Origin of the sequence: Staphylococcus sp. HMSC34C02 (genome assembly GCF_001838705.1) — a bacterium.
Lineage (GTDB): Bacteria > Bacillota > Bacilli > Staphylococcales > Staphylococcaceae > Staphylococcus > Staphylococcus borealis.
The window spans coordinates 1-17156 of sequence record NZ_KV838584.1 but is presented as its reverse complement, the minus strand read 5'-3'; the positions used below and the strand labels follow the sequence as shown (position 1 = coordinate 17156).

The window sequence follows — 17156 nt, the reverse complement described above, 5'->3', positions numbered from 1 at the left end:
TTTCAACACTAAATTAAAGAGGTGCCTTATATATTAGAAACTACACTATAAAATAATTATACGTCTTGCATTAATCCAGTAATGTAGCATGTCTTAGCATCCATTATTCTTATTAAACTGTAACACTTAATTTTGGTACGAATGTTTCATAATGGATGTGACTTTGATCCACATCTAATGCTTTTAATACTTCAATTACAGATTGAATGAACTTAGCACCGCCACATACATATACTTCAGTATCATTGCTTAAATAGTTTTCAAGATAGTCTTTAGTTAAATAGCCATTTTTTTCTCTATCATAAAGTTCATAATTTGCTTTGTCTGATTTTTGGCTAATAGCTTCTAAATGTGAAGTGAACGGTGTATCGTTAATGTCCCCAGTAACTTGAACAAATTGAGCTTTGCTGTCTTTAGCTACTACTTCATCAAACATAGAAACTAGAGGTGTAACACCGATACCTGCACCAATAAATAGTTGTGGTTTTTCTGGATTTGCAACTGCAAATGGACCAACTGGAGCAGACAAGTTAATTGTGTCCCCTTCTTTTAATTCATCATGTAAGATAGTTGAAACTTCACCTTCATGATTAGTAGTTACATCACGTTTAACAGCAAATGTTAAACGTTCTTTTTCTCCTGATACGATTGAGTAATGACGTTTTGCGCGATAAGGTAATTTTTCACTACTTACGTCAACAGTGATATATTCACCCGGTGTGAATTGACTTAAATCATAATCAGTAGATTTAACTGTGAATGCTTTAATATCTGAAGACAATTGTTCAATTTTTTCGATTTCAAAAGGTTTGAAACCATCCCAAAGCATTTCAGCATAAATATCTTTTTCTACTTGAATAAACACATCAGCAATTTCTTGGTAAGCTTTTTTCCAAGTTTGAATAATAGGATGATCATCTTCAAGACCTACAACAGCTTTAATTGCTTCGATTAAATTTTCTCCGACAATATCGTAACCTGCAGGTGGAACTTGTAAAGCACAATGTTTATAGGCAATTTCTTTAACAACTGGCATGATATTACCTAAATTATCAATATTCACTGCTGCTGCTAAAACACTTTGTGCTAATGCAGTTGATTGGAACCCTTTCTGTTGGTTCGTTTGGTTAAACATATTTTTCAATTCTGGATGTTGGTTGAACATTCTATTGTAAAAATATGATGTAATCTCAGTGCCTTTGTCTTGTAATACTGGTACTGTTTCTTTAATAATGCCTTTTTCTTTTTCATTTAACATGAAAAGTCACTCCCATTTAGTTAAATATTTCAAACCATTTCTTAATTCATTCTATTTCAAAATTGAGATTTTTTAAATCAAATGTACTTAAATTCACAAAACGTTCATTTTACATAATCTTAATATATATTTTTCTTCTTATCATTTAAATTCGTAAAATAATACGATATATTAAGACTATAGTATGATGTTTATTGTCAGAATATATTGTATAGTTTAATTAAATTACTCAATGACTTTATTTTAACGGAGGTTAACTTAATGAATAAACTAATCCAGTCACTTTCAGCGCTAGGCGTCTCCGCAACTCTAGTTACCCCCAACTTAAGTGCAGAAGCTACTACAAATCACTCTCCTGAACTTAGAGGCGTGAATGATATTGTAATTGAAAAAGGCCAAAACTATAATCTACTTAATGGAATTAGTGCCTATGATAAAGAAGATGGCGATTTAACGCATAAAATTACTGTTGATGGTCATGTTGATACTTCTAAAGTAGGTAAATATAAAGTCAAATATAACGTCATTGATTCAGATGGAGCTAAAGAAACTTCTACGCGATACATAGAAGTTAAGTAATGATGACAATTTTGAGATGAGATGAAATGTCTCATCTTTTTTTATGTCTAGAACCCTTGAAAACACTGAAAATGATAACGTTTCTCAACTACATGCGTATTTCACTTAAATTTGTCATTTTTCACAGAATAGACACATAATTTTAACAAATCTTACATTCCCCGTCATTCCTATTGTTGCTAGTTGTTTCCTATATATATTTATAATTTTTTTTGGATAAGTACTTGTAAATATCGCGTAATAAACTAAAATTAATGATAAGCCCTACATTTGTAGTATTAGGAGGTCAAAAAAGTGTCAAAATTTAAGTCTTTGCTTCTAATGTTCGGCACGCTAATTTTACTTAGTGGTTGTTCGAATGTAGAAGTATTTAATGCAAAAGGGCCAGTAGCAAGTAGTCAGAAGTTCCTGATTATTTATTCAATCATCTTCATGCTTGTTATTGTTGCTGTTGTACTTACCATGTTCGCTATTTTTATTTTCAAGTATAGCTACAATAAAAACAGCGAAACTGGTAAGATGCACCACAATTCTTTAATTGAAACAATTTGGTTTGTGGTACCTATCATTATCGTTATTGCTTTATCTATTCCAACAGTTAAAACTTTATACGATTATGAGAAACCACCAGAAAGTAAGGAAGATCCAATGGTTGTATACGCAGTAAGTGCTGGATACAAATGGTTCTTTGCTTATCCAGAACAAAAAGTAGAAACAGTGAATACATTAACTATTCCTAAAAATCGTCCTGTAGTCTTCAAATTGCAAGCTATGGATACGATGACAAGTTTCTGGATTCCTCAATTAGGTGGTCAAAAATATGCCATGACTGGCATGACAATGAATTGGACTTTACAAGCCGATGAAACAGGTACTTTCAGAGGACGTAACTCTAACTTCAATGGTGAAGGTTTCTCTCGCCAAACGTTTAAAGTTCACTCTGTAGACCAAAGTGAATTCGATTCTTGGGTTAAAGATGCTAAGAGCAAGCAAACACTTAGCCAAGATGAGTTTGATAAACAACTCTTACCAAGTACACCTAATAAAGAATTGACATTCAATGGTACGCATATGGCATTCGTTGACCCTGCAGCTGATCCAGAGTACATTTTCTACGCTTACAAACGTTATAATTATGTTCAAAAAGATCCTAACTTTGTAGCTGAAGAAGACTTGTACAAAGATGCTACTGATAAACCACAGAAACCAGCTCGTAAGGTTCAAATCACTAACGCTAACTATAAGCGTCATGGTATGAAACCTATGATTCTTGGTAACAATGATCCTTATGATAATGAATTCAAGAAAGAAGAGGATCATAACGCTAAGGAAATGGAAAAAATCAGTAAAAGCGCGAAAGACGAAAATGCGTCTAAATTTGGTAGCAAAGCAGACAATGATCATGGAGGTGGACATTAATGAATTTTCCATGGGATCAATTACTCGTTAAAGGTAACTGGATGATTACAATGGCACAAATCGGTGCGCCATTCCTAGTTATTGGTTTAATTGCAGTAATTACTTACTTCAAGTTATGGAAATATCTTTACAAAGAATGGTTCACATCCGTAGACCATAAAAAAATCGGTTTAATGTATTTAATTTGTGCTGTACTTATGTTCGTCCGTGGTGGTATTGATGCGTTACTTTTACGTACACAATTAACAATTCCAGATAATACTTTCTTGGAATCAAACCACTATAACGAAATCTTCAGTACGCACGGCGTTATCATGATTATCTTTATGGCTATGCCATTCATTTTTGGTTTATGGAACGTAGTTGTTCCACTACAAATTGGGGCTCGTGATGTGGCGTTCCCAGTTATGAATAACATTAGTTTCTGGTTATTCTTTGTTGGTATGATTTTATTCAACCTTTCATTCATTATTGGTGGATCACCAGCAGCTGGTTGGACAAACTATGCACCATTAGCTGGTGAATTTAGTCCAGGCCCAGGTGTTAACTATTACCTAATCGCTATACAGATTTCAGGTATTGGTACATTAATGACTGGTATTAACTTCTTTGTAACAATACTTAGATGTAAAACACCAACAATGAAATTCATGCAAATGCCAATGTTTACTGTAACTACATTTATTACGACTTTAATCGTAATTCTTGCGTTCCCAGTATTCACAATTGTACTTGCATTAATGACAGCTGACCGCATTTTTGGAACTGCATTCTTTACAGTTGCTGATGGCGGTATGCCAATGTTATGGGCAAACTTCTTCTGGGTATGGGGGCACCCTGAGGTTTATATCGTTATCTTGCCTGCATTTGGTATTTACTCTGAAATTATTCCAACATTTGCTCGTAAACGTTTATTCGGTCACCAAAGCATGGTGTGGGCAACTGCTGGTATCGCATTCTTAAGTTTCTTAGTTTGGGTTCACCATTTCTTCACAATGGGTAATGGTGCTTTAATCAACTCATTCTTCTCAATTTCAACAATGTTAATCGGTGTACCTACCGGAGTTAAACTCTTCAACTGGTTATTAACATTGTATAAAGGACGTATTACGTTCGAGTCACCTATGCTATTCTCATTAGCCTTCATCCCTAACTTCTTATTAGGTGGGGTTACTGGTGTAATGTTAGCGATGGCATCAGCTGACTATCAATATCATAATACTTATTTCTTAGTAGCTCACTTCCACTATACATTGGTTACTGGTGTAGTATTTGCCTGCCTAGCTGGTTTAATCTTCTGGTATCCTAAGATGATGGGTTACAAATTAAACGAAAAATTAAATGCATGGTGTTTCTGGTTATTCATGATTGGATTTAACGTATGTTTCTTACCACAATTCATTCTTGGATTAGACGGAATGCCTCGTCGTTTATACACTTACATGCCTTCTGATGGTTGGTGGTTATTAAACGTAATCTCTACTATTGGTGCATTATTAATGGCTGTTGGTTTCCTATTCTTAGTAGCAAGCATCGTATACAGTCATATCAAAGCTCCACGTGAAGCTACTGGAGATAACTGGGATGGTCTTGGACGTACTTTAGAGTGGTCAACTGCTTCTGCAATTCCACCTAAATACAACTTTGCTATCACTCCAGATTGGAATGACTATGATACATTTGTTGATATGAAAGAACATGGTCGTCATTATTTAGATAACCATAACTATAAAGACATTCATATGCCAAACAATACACATACTGGTGTGTTTATGGGTATATTCATGTTATTAGGTGGTTTCTTCTTAATCTTTGAAACGATCGTCCCTGCTATAATTTGTTTAGTAGGTATTCTTGGTTCATTAGTTTACCAAAGTTTCGTTCAAGATCATGGTTATCATATCCCTGCTTCTGAAGTTGCTGAAAATGAAGCTCGCTTAAGAGAAGCTCGTATTAAAGAAAGGGAGGCTGTAGGTCATGAGTCATGATACAAATACTGTTGATTCACGTACGCACGAAGGTCAATTAAATAAACTTGGCTTCTGGATTTTCCTTACAGCCGAATTCTCGTTATTCGGCACCTTATTTGCAACGTTATTAACGTTGCAACATGGTGGCGATTACGCAGGCAAAATGACAACTGAATTATTCGAGTTACCGCTTGTATTAATTATGACATTTGCCTTATTAATCAGTTCTTACACATGTGGTATTTCAATTTATTACATGCGTAAAGAAAAACAAAACTTAATGATGTTTTGGATGATTCTTACAGTACTTTTAGGTTTAGTGTTCGTTGGATTCGAAATTTACGAATTCGCTCACTATGTTTCTGAAGGTGTAACACCACAAATTGGATCTTATTGGTCTAGTTTCTTCATCCTATTAGGTACACATGGTGCCCACGTTTCATTAGGTATTGGCTGGATCATTTGTTTATTAATCCAAGTAGCTACACGTGGTCTTAATAAATACAATGCTCCAAAATTATTTATCGTAAGTTTATACTGGCACTTCTTAGATGTTGTTTGGATCTTCATCTTTACTGCCGTATATATGATAGGGATGGTGTATAGCGGATGAATACAATCGTAAAACATACAGTTGGCTTTATAGCCTCAATCGTCTTGACGTTATTAGCAGTTTTCGTAACTCTATACACAAACATGACATTCCATGCTAAAACAACAATCATCTTTGGCTTTGCATTTATTCAAGCTGCAGTTCAATTATTAATGTTCATGCACTTAACTGAAGGTAAAGATGGTCAAGTACAATCGTTCAAAGTTATCTTTGCGATTATCATCACATTAGTGACTGTTGTTGGTACGTATTGGGTTATGCAAGGTGGACATTCTCACCACTTATAATTTAATATTTATCTCACTAAAAGAACCTGTTATGAAACGCCTTAGCGTTTCAAACAGGTTCTTTCTTTATACTTTCATTTACTATCTTAGATAAGTTATCTTTATATTAAACCAATCATTATATAGGAGATGAATTGAATAATGCGTTTACCATTAATTATAGATACAGACCCAGGTATTGATGATGCAGCTGCATTAAGTGTCGCCCTATTACATCCATCTTTTGATGTTAAAATGATATCTACTGTTAACGGAAATGTTGGTATCGAAAAAACGACTGCAAATGCGCTAAAATTAAAAACTTTCTTCAACAGTGACGTACCCGTTCATAGAGGTGCTACAAAACCATTAATAAGTAAGGTTATTGATGCTAGTCATGTTCATGGAGAAAGTGGTATGGATGGTTATGACTTCCCTTCTATATCAATAAATCAATTAGCATCAACTAATTCAATAACTGCAATGAGAGATATTCTCTTACAAACAGACACCCCTATCACAATCGTTGCTCTAGGACCACTGACGAACATTGCTTTATTAATAAGTACATTTCCAGAAGTTAAAGATTTTATTAAGGAAATTGTCTTAATGGGTGGTAGCGCTGGACGAGGTAATGTAACGCCGCTTGCTGAATTTAATATTTATAGCGATCCTGAAGCAGCTCATATTGTGTTTAATAGTGGCCTCCCTATCACAATGATTGGCCTTGATTTAGCGCGACAATCTTTATTAACGCATGATTATCTAGCGTCATTCGAACATATGAGTCGAACAAGTGCAATGCTTTATCAACTCTTTCAACATTATAGAGAAAAGGATTTTGCTCAAGGGTTAAAATTATATGACGTCTTTACTGTACTCTATCTACTCGACACAGAAAGTTACGAAACACATCTGGCTGATGTACAAATCGAACTACAAGGCACACTGACTAGAGGTGCTACAGTTGTCGATTTTGATTCTCCATATCCAAACTGTACAATCGTTACATCAAGTTTAAATGATAACTACCTTTCCATATTCAAAAACACACTTAAATAAAAACTATGGGAGTGAAGAACGACTTCAATATGATTTCGTTTCTCCACTCCCAATTTATTTTTGGAATATTTTTATGTCCTTCCTATTATTAGGCCCTTCTCCAATAAGGATAACTAAAGTTGATAAAACTTAATTTAAAGGTCCTCTCACTCTAGCCAGCTAATATCGATATTATATAGCCCTATAGGTTAACGTTGCCTCAAATGCACGACTTTAGTTACTTCGTTTCATAAATATTTTGACCTAATAATTGATAGTAAATATGTGAAATCGTCGACTCATTGGATAGCTTAGCATTATCAACTTTATTAGTCGCTAATACAATAATGTAGTCTTTATTAAAGTACACAGTAAATATTTGACCAAAAAATACACCATTAATTCGATTGACTTGTGGTGTCGCATAGAATCCATATCTATATGACTCTGGGTATTTAGTACTTCCAATTTCTTGAAGCAATGAGGTTGTCACCGTTTGATTAAAAATATTGTTTTGCTGTAAGTCATTAACTAATCGTGCCATATCATGCGTAGACATGTATAAATTCCCAGCACCGTAGTATTGCTCTAAAATATTAGGTTTCATCTTTTTTAATTTATTATTTTTAACTTTATAACCCGTAGCCATATTCTCTTTAAAAGGCTTTTCATTAAAGAAAGCACTGTGTTCTAAGTGATAAGGTTCAGCTAAATATTTATAGTAATTTTCTACATAAGATTGATGTGTGACTGATTCGATAACCTGTGCTAATACTAAATAATTCGCATCATTATATAAATGTTTATGATAATACTTATTGTTGATCCCTCTTCTTTGAATATCGTGTACTGCTCCATCTAAACTTTTAGTATCTGGATTAGCACTAAATTTATATAAACCACTTCTATGTAACATTAAATCTTTCAGGGTAATGGTTTTATTTGTCTTGAACCAAGGTAGATATTTCGTAACAGAATCATTCATATTTATTTTGTTTGATAATTCTAAATGCTTGAGTATTAAGCCAGTAGTAAATTTTTGTGCTGAGCCAATTAAATACATCGTATTTGTGTTGTTCTTTTTCTTACTACCCAAATTTTGGTAACCGTAGCCTTTATCAAGCATTAACTTCCCATCTTTTAAAACTGTAATCGATCCATTAAAATGAACATTCTTTAAATATGTATTAATTTGTTTAATACTATGATCATCCGCTTGAACCGTTTTTAACTTAGGCGCCTTTTTGTGGTGTTTATCTCTATGTTCAATATAAGTCTTATTATCGTTCACATTATTATATGCACTATCTTTAATACTGTAATTAGTCACTTTAACGACAAATAATATGACGAGAAGCACTAATACGATTAATACTAAAATAAAAGCTATAATTTTTAATTTGTTATTTTTCATGAGGTCCCTCTTACATCTAAAATAGAAGCGTGTCTAAATCAAAAACTATTCTATCTATATTATTTTTTTATTCATTCAACATTTTATATTATATAACACAACATCATTGAATTCATCTTTCTTTAATCATACACGCATCATTTTTAAATTCATCATACTTTAGTATGATAAAGTATAGATTAATGCAACGAAATCTCTTTTTTTAATTTTATTTTAATTATGTAAATCTTGTATTAAAATTAAAGTTGTAATTTTCTCCAAAAAGTAATACAATTTAAGGCTATGAGAGTATAGAACATATTAATTCAATTCATTTTAACACCTTTGACTATAAACAAATTACGAAAACTAAAAACTTTATCTTTGATTTTTATGATTTTGCTTAAACAAGCACATAGTTGTGTTTATTTTTCGAATTATAAAATCACTTATAAAAGATAATATGTATAGGAGCAAATGCTATGAACCGATTTTTAAAATATTTTATGATGCTACTCACATTAGTATTAATCGTTGTTCCTGTAATTTTTATCATCAATTTGTACAAAACTTCTGAAAGTGCAATGCAAGACTCTTATGATAAGACTGATTCAAAACGTCAGTCGAGCATTCGAGAAGGTAAAGTAAATCCTTCTAAAGACGCCGTATCAATCTTATTCTTAGGTATCGATGATAATGAAGGTCGCCGAAAAAATGGCCAAACTACGGAACACTCTAGAACAGATTCAATGATTCTTTCTACCTTTAGTCCTGACAAACGTCAAATTCGCTTACTGAGTATCCCACGTGATACGATTAGCTACATTCCTAAAGTTGGTTATTACGATAAAATAACGCATGCACATGCTTATGGTGGTCCTGTAGCTGCAATGGATTCTGTCGAAGCTACTCTAAATGTTCCAGTTGATTACTATGTACGTGTGAATATGGATGCGTTTGTTGAAGCAGTAGATGAACTTGGTGGGATCTATTACGACGTTCCTTATGACTTAAATGAACCAAATACAGACGACAGTGGTAGAATTAAAATAAAAAAAGGATACCAAAAACTGAACGGTGACGAAGCGTTAGCTGTTGCAAGAACAAGACACCATGACTCTGACTTAAAACGCGGCGAAAGACAAATGGATTTAATTAAATTGCTATTCCAAAAAGCTAAAAGTTTAGATTCATACGATAAATTAGATGACTTAGTACAAATTGTCGGAAAAAATGCCAAACATAATTTAACCGCTTCTGAAATTAAATCACTCGCATCTATGTATTTATCTGATGACATTGAATTTAAAACATCTCAACTTAAAGGTGAAGATGATTACCTACAAAACATTTACTATTACAATCCGAGCGTAAGTAATATTATGAAATATTCAAATATATTGCGTTCTGATTTAGGACTATCTAAAATAACAGATAAGGATGATTTCTTAGATCAACGTGTAATTAAACATTACGGCACACTAGTACCACTTACACCTCTTGATCAGTCATTATTGAAAAATAATCAAAAAGATACATCTTCTACTGATGATAGTACTGAAAATACAACTGAAACACAGTCAACAGAAACAGATAATTCAAATTCATACGGTGGTTATGACCAAAATAGTCAGGGTACTACGCAAAACGATAATTACAATCAAACCAACAATTTTAATCAGACAAATCAATCCGATTCATTTAATAACAACCAAAATCAAACGAATCAATTATATTAATTGGGAGGATCACATACTATGTCACGTAAAACATATGAAAAAGCTGCTAACATTAACGGCATGTTCAATGTTTTAGAGCAACAAATTATTCATAGCAAAGACATGGCTTTATTCAGAAGTGAGTTCTTTTACGTAAACCACGAACATCGCGAAAATTATGAAGCCCTTTTAGTTTACTACGGTGAGAATTCAATTAACCCTATTGTAAATGGCGCATGTTATATTCTTGCCCTACCTGAAATTTTCAATAAAGTGGATGTTTTTGAATCAGATTTACCATTCTCTTGGGTCTACAATGAGAATGGTATCACCGAGACAATGCAAAGTATTAGCGTACCTCTTCAATATCTCATTGCTGCAGCATTAGAAGTGACTGATGTTAACATATTTAAACCTTCAGGCTACACAATGGGCATGAATAACTGGAATATTGCTCAAATGAGAATATTTTGGCAATATAGCGCCATTGTTCGCCAAGAAGCATTATAAAAAACGATATTCCTACTCCTTTTTACTTATTGTTTGTAAAAAGGAGATTTTTTCTGTATATAAATCAGATAGAATAACTTTATAATTTTTTTAATTTGAATTTTTTAAATTTTTAATAATTATATCTATAGGGGGCTTTGAAATGTTTGAAATCGTAAAAAATAAAGACATGTTATCAGATTGTTTTTACATAAGACAAGAAGTATTTGTAAAAGAACAAGGTGTTCCTTTGGAAAATGAATTAGATTCATTTGAAGAAAGTTCAACACATGTTATTGGGTATAATACAAATCATATGCCATTTGCATGTGCAAGGTTTAGACCATATAATGACGCTGCTAAAGTAGAGAGAGTTGCTATTCTAAAAGATTATAGAAAAGATGGATATGGTAAAACTTTAATGCACGCCATCGAACGTTTTGCGAAAGATCAAGGATATCAACAATTAGTATTAAATGCACAAGTACAGGCACAAGGTTTTTACGAGAAACTAGGTTATATGTCAACAGGCGACATTTTTATTGAAGAAAATATCGATCATATCAAAATGTATAAGAATATATAAACAGGGTACATTCAAATTACATGTATTATATGTAATTTTTTAATTTCGTTAACCTATTTGATAAATGTGCTTTTAATTATTAATTCTACCCCGCTAACCCCTTAGTAAATTCATAATTTGTTTAATATAAGTAAGAAAGTATTAAAGTTAGTTTACAAATAAGTTAAATCAAATCATAGCAAATTTTAAAATACTATAATGGAATTGTAACTATACTAATAACGAGGAGTAACAATATGACCAAAAAGTTTAATTTAAAATTTCCTTCCATGATTGCAATCACTTTATTTGGTGCTGCATTTACAACACAACAAGCACATGCAGCTGAAACGAATCAAAATTCTAATAACACAAATAATGTGATTGACGATCAACAAAATATAAAAAATGCTGAACAGGCTAAAAAAGAAGTAACGAATTCAGCACAAAATGTTTCAGGTGTACAAACATATCAAAATCCTGAAAATGTAAAAGCATCTGTTGCTACAGCAAGTAAAACATACGATGCTAAATTAGATAACTTAAATACAGTTGATACGTCATCACAAAATCAACAAGGTGCACAAAAACAAAATACAGCTAATACAAATACAGCAGATTCAAATAGTACGTCAGCTAAAGTTCAAAACAATGAACAACAAGCATCAACATTAAACAAAGTAGACCAAAAAGAGAATACGACTCAAACGCAAAATAATGTGAATACGAATAATCAAACATCACAAGCTTCTGTAAATGTTTCAGAAGTATCTGAACAACAAACAAATGAGCGTACGTCTGCGAATACAAACCAAGAAGCTACACAAGATGTTAAAAACCAAAATAATACAATTGATGAAAGTTCACAACAAACAGCACGTTTAACTTCATCAAATAAAAATAATACAAATCAATCAACTGTTACTCCAACTCAATCTAATCAAGCAGCTCAATCAAAGCAACAAACAGAGCATAAACAAACTAATACTGAGAACATTAGTACTTATAGTGATAACGCGACAAATGCTACGCAATCAAATGTAGCGCAAGCTAAATCGTCGAAAGTAGCTAATTCTGAAAATACAACAACGACAAAAGCTTCAACAAAAGCAACAACGAAAGCTTCAACGAATGCTACTCAAACGTCAGCAACACACAACGCGCAATCGGGTTATTCTGGATTTAGATCAGTTGGTGGCAAAGGTGGTTCAGCAACACCCGTAAAAACAGTAAAACGTTATGCTGCTAGAGCAACGACATCATCGTTACCAAAATATAAACCACAAGTTAGTTCATCAATTAACAATTATATTCGTTCAAATAACTTACAAGCACCTAAGATTGAAGAAAATTATTCATCATACTTCCCTAAATATGGCTATCGTAATGGTGTAGGTCGACCTGAAGGTATTGTAGTTCATGATACTGCTAATGATAATTCAACAATTGATGGCGAAATTAATTATATGAAAAATAATTACAATTCAGCATTTGTTCATGCATTTGTTGATGGCAACCGTATCATTGAAACTGCCCCTACTGACTACTTATCATGGGGTGCAGGTCCGCAAGCTAATAATCGTTTCATCAATGTTGAAATTGTGCATACACATGACTATGTTTCATTTGCTAAGTCAATGAATAACTATGCAGATTATGCTGCAACACAATTACAATATTACGGTTTAAAACCTAACAGTGCTGAGAATGACGGTCAAGGTACCGTATGGACACACTATGCTATCAGCCGTTTCTTAGGTGGCACGGATCATTCAGATCCACACGCTTATTTACAAAATCATAACTATTCTTATAACGAATTATATGATTTAATTAATGAAAAATATTTAATCAAAACGGGTCAAGTCGCACCTTGGGGTACAACTTCAAGTAATAGCGGTTCATCTAATACAAATAAAGGTGGCTCAAGTAATAGTGGTTCAACTACTACATCACCTAAATTAACTGTTAATGCTAATACTGGACTAGCTCAAATTAAAACAAATAATAGTGGCTTATACACAACCGTTTATGATGCTAAAGGTAAAGCTACAAATCAAGTGCATAACACTCTATCTGTTACTAAATCTGCTACACTTGGCAAAGACAAATACTATTTAGTATCTGACTATAATAGCGGTAAAGTATACGGTTGGGTTAAACAAGGTGAAACGATTTATAACACTGTAAAATCACCTGTAAAAGTTAACCAATCATACAATATTAAATCTGGTACTACATTATATACAGTACCTTGGGGTAATTATAATCAAGTAGCTGGAACGGTTTCTAAATCAAATACTGCACCATTTAAAGCAACAAAATCACAACAAGTAGGCCAATCCACTTATTTATTTGGTTCATTAAATGGTAAAAATGGATGGGTTAGCAAAGCTTTCCTAACTGATATAACTAAACCAACATCAGGCAGTAAAACACCAGCAGTAGACAACACATTAAAAGTGTCTAACCTTAAAAATACTTTAGGTCAAGTTTCTACTAAGAATAAAGGATCATATACAACTGTTTATGATAAGAACGCAAAAGCAAATGCTACGCTTGGTGGTAAGACGTATAACATCACTAAGAAAGCTACGTTAAACAATAAAGATTATTACTTAATTTCTGATTATAATGGTAATACTTCAAGAGGTTGGATTCCGGCTTCAGAAATTACTGTTAAGTCTTCAACACCTACCAAGACAACTGCCACTTATTACAATATTAAAGGTAATGCCAATATTTATGACACACCTTGGGGAACAGCTAAACAAGTTAAAGCTACAGTTCCATCTAGTGGCAAACAATTAAAATCAATTGATAACCTTAAAGTAGGAAATGAAACATACCTACATGGTGTAATCAATAATATTTGGGGTTGGATTAAATCAACTGATGTGCAACAAGCACCTAAAGTAAACGCTAAGATTGCAATGAATACAAAAGCTACTAAACCATCTACATCTTCAACACAAACAGTGTCTAAAGTAGCTCAAGTTAATGCAAATAACAGTGGTGCACACGCAACTGTTTATGATAAAACTGGTAAAAATGCGTCTAAATATGCAAATCGTACTTTCAATGTTTCTAAAGAAAAAACAGTTAATGGTAATACGTATGTGTTACTTCAAAACACGACACAAAATACACCTTTAGGTTGGTTTAATGTTAAGGACTTAAATATTCAAAATTCAAGTTCTGTACAAAAAACATCAGGCACATACAAAATTAATAATAAAAATAATGGACTTTACTCAATCGCATGGGGTACAAATCAACAACGTTTAGACAATAAAGACTTAGCTAATCAATCATTTAAAGTATCTAAATCTGTTGTTGTAGGCAATACATCTTACTTATATGGTACTGTTAATGGTAAAACAGGTTGGATTGCTAAAGATGACTTAACATCATCTAATACATCATCAAATACTGGTGAAAAGTATCAATATGAATTCATTATTAATAACTATAATGGTTTTTATTATGATGATCCTACCTCTGTAAAAGCAACTTCATTAAAAGCATTTAATGAACAAATTTTCCAAGTAACGAACCGTAAAGTCATCAATGGTAAAACTTGGTATTATGGTAAATTAAGCAATGGTAAGTATGTATGGATTAAAGATACTGATTTGAAGAAAGAATTAGTTAAATATTCAAAATCATATAGAACTTTAAATCAAGCTGTGTCACTTCAACAAAATGCTTATGGCGCACCTCCACAAGTTCAAAGAAACGGTTATGGTTGGTCTAATGCTACTTATAGTGAAATTAAAAATGCGATGAACCCTGAACGATTAGCTAAAGATGAAACACTTAAGTACCAATTCTTACGTTTAGATCGTCCACAAAACATTTCTGTAGCAAGTTTAAACCAATTACTTAAAGGTAAAGGTGTACTTGAGAATCAAGGACAAGCATTCAGTCAAGCGGCTGCCACTTCAGGTATTAATGAAATTTACTTAGTTGCACACGCGTTAATTGAAACAGGTAATGGTCAATCTCAATTAGCTAAAGGTGCTAATATTGTAAATAATTATGTTACTACTAAGAGTACTACAAAATATCACAACGTATTTGGTATAGCTGCATACGATGCTAATCCACTATACAGTGGCATTAACTATGCTAAACAAGCTGGTTGGAACTCAGTATCTAAAGCTATTATTGGTGGTGCTAAATTTATAGGCAAAGACTATATTAAAGCTGGACAAAATACATTATACAAAATGCGTTGGAATCCAGATCACCCTGCTACGCATCAATATGCAACTGATATTAACTGGGCTAATATCAACGCTCAATATTTAAAACAACTATACAGTGAGATTAAAGCAGTTGGTAAATACTTCGATATCACAAGTTATACTAAATAATGACATTCTTCAGTCAAATAACTGGAAGATAGAATGGTTAAAAAACTAGAAAAGTTAAGGCTGGGACATTTGATTTTGTCCCAGCCTTAATAATGTAAACGATCATTCTTCTACTATGCTCATAAATTAAGCCATAACGTTAAAATGATCTTCTAACAAGATTCATTAAAACGTTATGGCTTATTTTCTTAAATATATATATGACGGCTATTCAGTTTGTCTAATAACTGATTTAGACTTTGTATTTCCTCTTTACTTAGACATTGGCAACGTGCTTCTATTAATTCACATCTTGCAGTATTGATTTGTTGAATTAAATTACGCGCTTCTTCTGTTAGACATAAGTCTTTGCAACGTAAATCTTCATGTGATTGTTGACTTGTGATATAGCCTTTCTGAACTAATTTCTTAATCCATCTAGAAACAATAGATTGTTCTCTGCTAATCTTCATCGTTAAATCATATTGTGATAAACAATCAAAGCTATATAATATACGCAATAATTCTAGTTGATCATTTGTAATGTCCGTGCGTTGTCCAAATCGTCTGTTAACCAAATTCAGGTCATTATTTGTTAGTGTAATAAGTTTTTCTAGTTGATTATACATTGTTGTTCTACTCCACTTTTGTAATTGATAATACTATTATACTATGATTTTTTTATATGTCATGTACTTTCAATATTTTGTCACAATACATATCTCAATAATTCAATTTTAATTTCATTCAGTTTAACTCACCATTAAGGCAAACGTGAAATTTAACGAAACATTGCTTGAGCTTGACATTTCTATTGTTTTTTATAGTTCGGGTTATCTTTATTAAGGAAATAATTACCTGCATTTAAATAGCTTGCAAATGCAGACCACATGACATACGGAATTTGTAATAAACCTGCAATGCGATGTATTTTAAACATTGAAATTGTATTAACGACGACAGAGATAAACAACATCATACTTTCAATAAAGGCAATGCCTCTAACTTTCTTTTTAAAGTATAGTATTGACCATAAATAATTTAAGGCTAACTGACTATAGTGAGTCACTTTAATCTTAGTCGTCTGTTCATTATTTTTCGTAGTGAGTAAATAAGAAACGCCCATGAGTACATATAAGATTGGCCAAACAATTGGAAAAGCTTTTGTAGGCGGTGAAAATGGTGGCTTTCTAAATTGGTTATAATCCTCTTTTGATTCTTTCGCTATGACTCGACCAATGATACTCCCACCTAACATTGGATGTAACAATTTAAACGTATTTTTTAATATATTAATGGTAATCCTCTCCTTTTGCTTATTAACTTCCTCTTCCCTATTCAAAAAATAATATTCATAGTTGAAATAATTATCTTAAAATCAAATAAAATGTATATCAAAGGAGTCCTGGACATAAATACTATAATGCAGCTATTTTGCAAATTCGCAGTAGCAGACTGAACTGAGAAGGCGCTTAAATCAAGCTTTT

Annotated in this window: 14 protein-coding genes; 10 read left to right on the top strand and 4 right to left on the bottom strand. The window is 32.6% G+C overall.

Translation table 11 applies throughout. The features are described 5' to 3' along the window. Window positions 1-112: 112 nt before the first annotated feature. Window positions 113-1258, bottom strand: coding sequence for a globin domain-containing protein (locus tag HMPREF3239_RS07065; protein WP_070855166.1), 1146 nt, complete (start codon window positions 1256-1258; stop codon window positions 113-115). A 261-nt stretch (window positions 1259-1519) separates the two neighbouring features. Here HMPREF3239_RS07065 and HMPREF3239_RS07060 point away from each other — a divergent pair, with 261 nt between their 5' ends. From HMPREF3239_RS07060 to rihC, 6 genes are all read left to right on the top strand, one after another. Continuing rightward, window positions 1520-1837 (top strand): DUF5011 domain-containing protein, encoded by a 318-nt coding sequence (locus HMPREF3239_RS07060; RefSeq protein WP_053029126.1) that lies wholly within the window; start codon window positions 1520-1522, stop codon window positions 1835-1837. 294 nt (window positions 1838-2131) lie between these two features. Beyond that, window positions 2132-3256 carry a cytochrome aa3 quinol oxidase subunit II gene (gene qoxA / locus HMPREF3239_RS07055; protein WP_070855165.1) on the top strand — a complete coding sequence of 375 codons (1125 nt, stop codon included), beginning with the start codon at window positions 2132-2134 and terminating at the stop codon, window positions 3254-3256. Continuing rightward, complete coding sequence (qoxB, locus tag HMPREF3239_RS07050) at window positions 3256-5244, top strand: cytochrome aa3 quinol oxidase subunit I (RefSeq protein WP_053029124.1); 1989 nt, start codon at window positions 3256-3258, stop codon at window positions 5242-5244. The genes qoxA and qoxB overlap by 1 nt, the downstream gene beginning before the upstream one ends. After that, window positions 5234-5839 carry a cytochrome aa3 quinol oxidase subunit III gene (gene qoxC / locus HMPREF3239_RS07045; RefSeq protein ID WP_011276175.1) on the top strand — a complete coding sequence of 202 codons (606 nt, stop codon included), beginning with the start codon at window positions 5234-5236 and terminating at the stop codon, window positions 5837-5839. The genes qoxB and qoxC overlap by 11 nt, the downstream gene beginning before the upstream one ends. Next, complete coding sequence (gene qoxD, locus HMPREF3239_RS07040; protein WP_053029123.1) at window positions 5836-6126, top strand: cytochrome aa3 quinol oxidase subunit IV; 291 nt, start codon at window positions 5836-5838, stop codon at window positions 6124-6126. Before qoxC ends, qoxD begins: the two co-directional genes overlap by 4 nt. A gap of 141 nt (window positions 6127-6267) precedes the next feature. Further along, window positions 6268-7167 (top strand): ribonucleoside hydrolase RihC, encoded by a 900-nt coding sequence (rihC, locus tag HMPREF3239_RS07035; protein ID WP_070855164.1) that lies wholly within the window; start codon window positions 6268-6270, stop codon window positions 7165-7167. 217 nt (window positions 7168-7384) lie between these two features. Here rihC and HMPREF3239_RS07030 read toward each other — a convergent pair whose 3' ends face one another. Next, window positions 7385-8560, bottom strand: coding sequence for a serine hydrolase domain-containing protein (locus tag HMPREF3239_RS07030; RefSeq protein WP_053029121.1), 1176 nt, complete (start codon window positions 8558-8560; stop codon window positions 7385-7387). Window positions 8561-9021: 461 nt separating this feature from the next. On the opposite strand from HMPREF3239_RS07030, the gene HMPREF3239_RS07025 reads away from it, so the two are divergent. From HMPREF3239_RS07025 to HMPREF3239_RS07010, 4 genes are all read left to right on the top strand, one after another. Next, on the top strand, window positions 9022-10278 hold the full coding sequence (locus HMPREF3239_RS07025) for an LCP family protein (protein ID WP_070855163.1): 1257 nt from the start codon (window positions 9022-9024) through the stop codon (window positions 10276-10278). 18 nt (window positions 10279-10296) lie between these two features. After that, window positions 10297-10767, top strand: coding sequence for a DUF2538 family protein (locus tag HMPREF3239_RS07020; protein WP_053029119.1), 471 nt, complete (start codon window positions 10297-10299; stop codon window positions 10765-10767). Between the two features lie 142 nt (window positions 10768-10909). Beyond that, entirely contained in the window at window positions 10910-11332 is a 423-nt protein-coding gene (locus HMPREF3239_RS07015) for a GNAT family N-acetyltransferase (protein WP_070855162.1), read from the top strand. Window positions 11333-11568: 236 nt separating this feature from the next. Beyond that, window positions 11569-15690 carry a GW dipeptide domain-containing protein gene (locus tag HMPREF3239_RS07010; protein WP_070855161.1) on the top strand — a complete coding sequence of 1374 codons (4122 nt, stop codon included), beginning with the start codon at window positions 11569-11571 and terminating at the stop codon, window positions 15688-15690. Between the two features lie 188 nt (window positions 15691-15878). Here the strand turns inward: HMPREF3239_RS07010 and HMPREF3239_RS07005 are convergent, their stop codons facing one another. Further along, window positions 15879-16298, bottom strand: coding sequence for a MarR family transcriptional regulator (locus HMPREF3239_RS07005; RefSeq protein WP_070855160.1), 420 nt, complete (start codon window positions 16296-16298; stop codon window positions 15879-15881). Window positions 16299-16480: 182 nt separating this feature from the next. Then, on the bottom strand, window positions 16481-16927 hold the full coding sequence (locus HMPREF3239_RS07000) for a TspO/MBR family protein (protein WP_239469288.1): 447 nt from the start codon (window positions 16925-16927) through the stop codon (window positions 16481-16483). Window positions 16928-17156 lie beyond the last annotated feature (229 nt).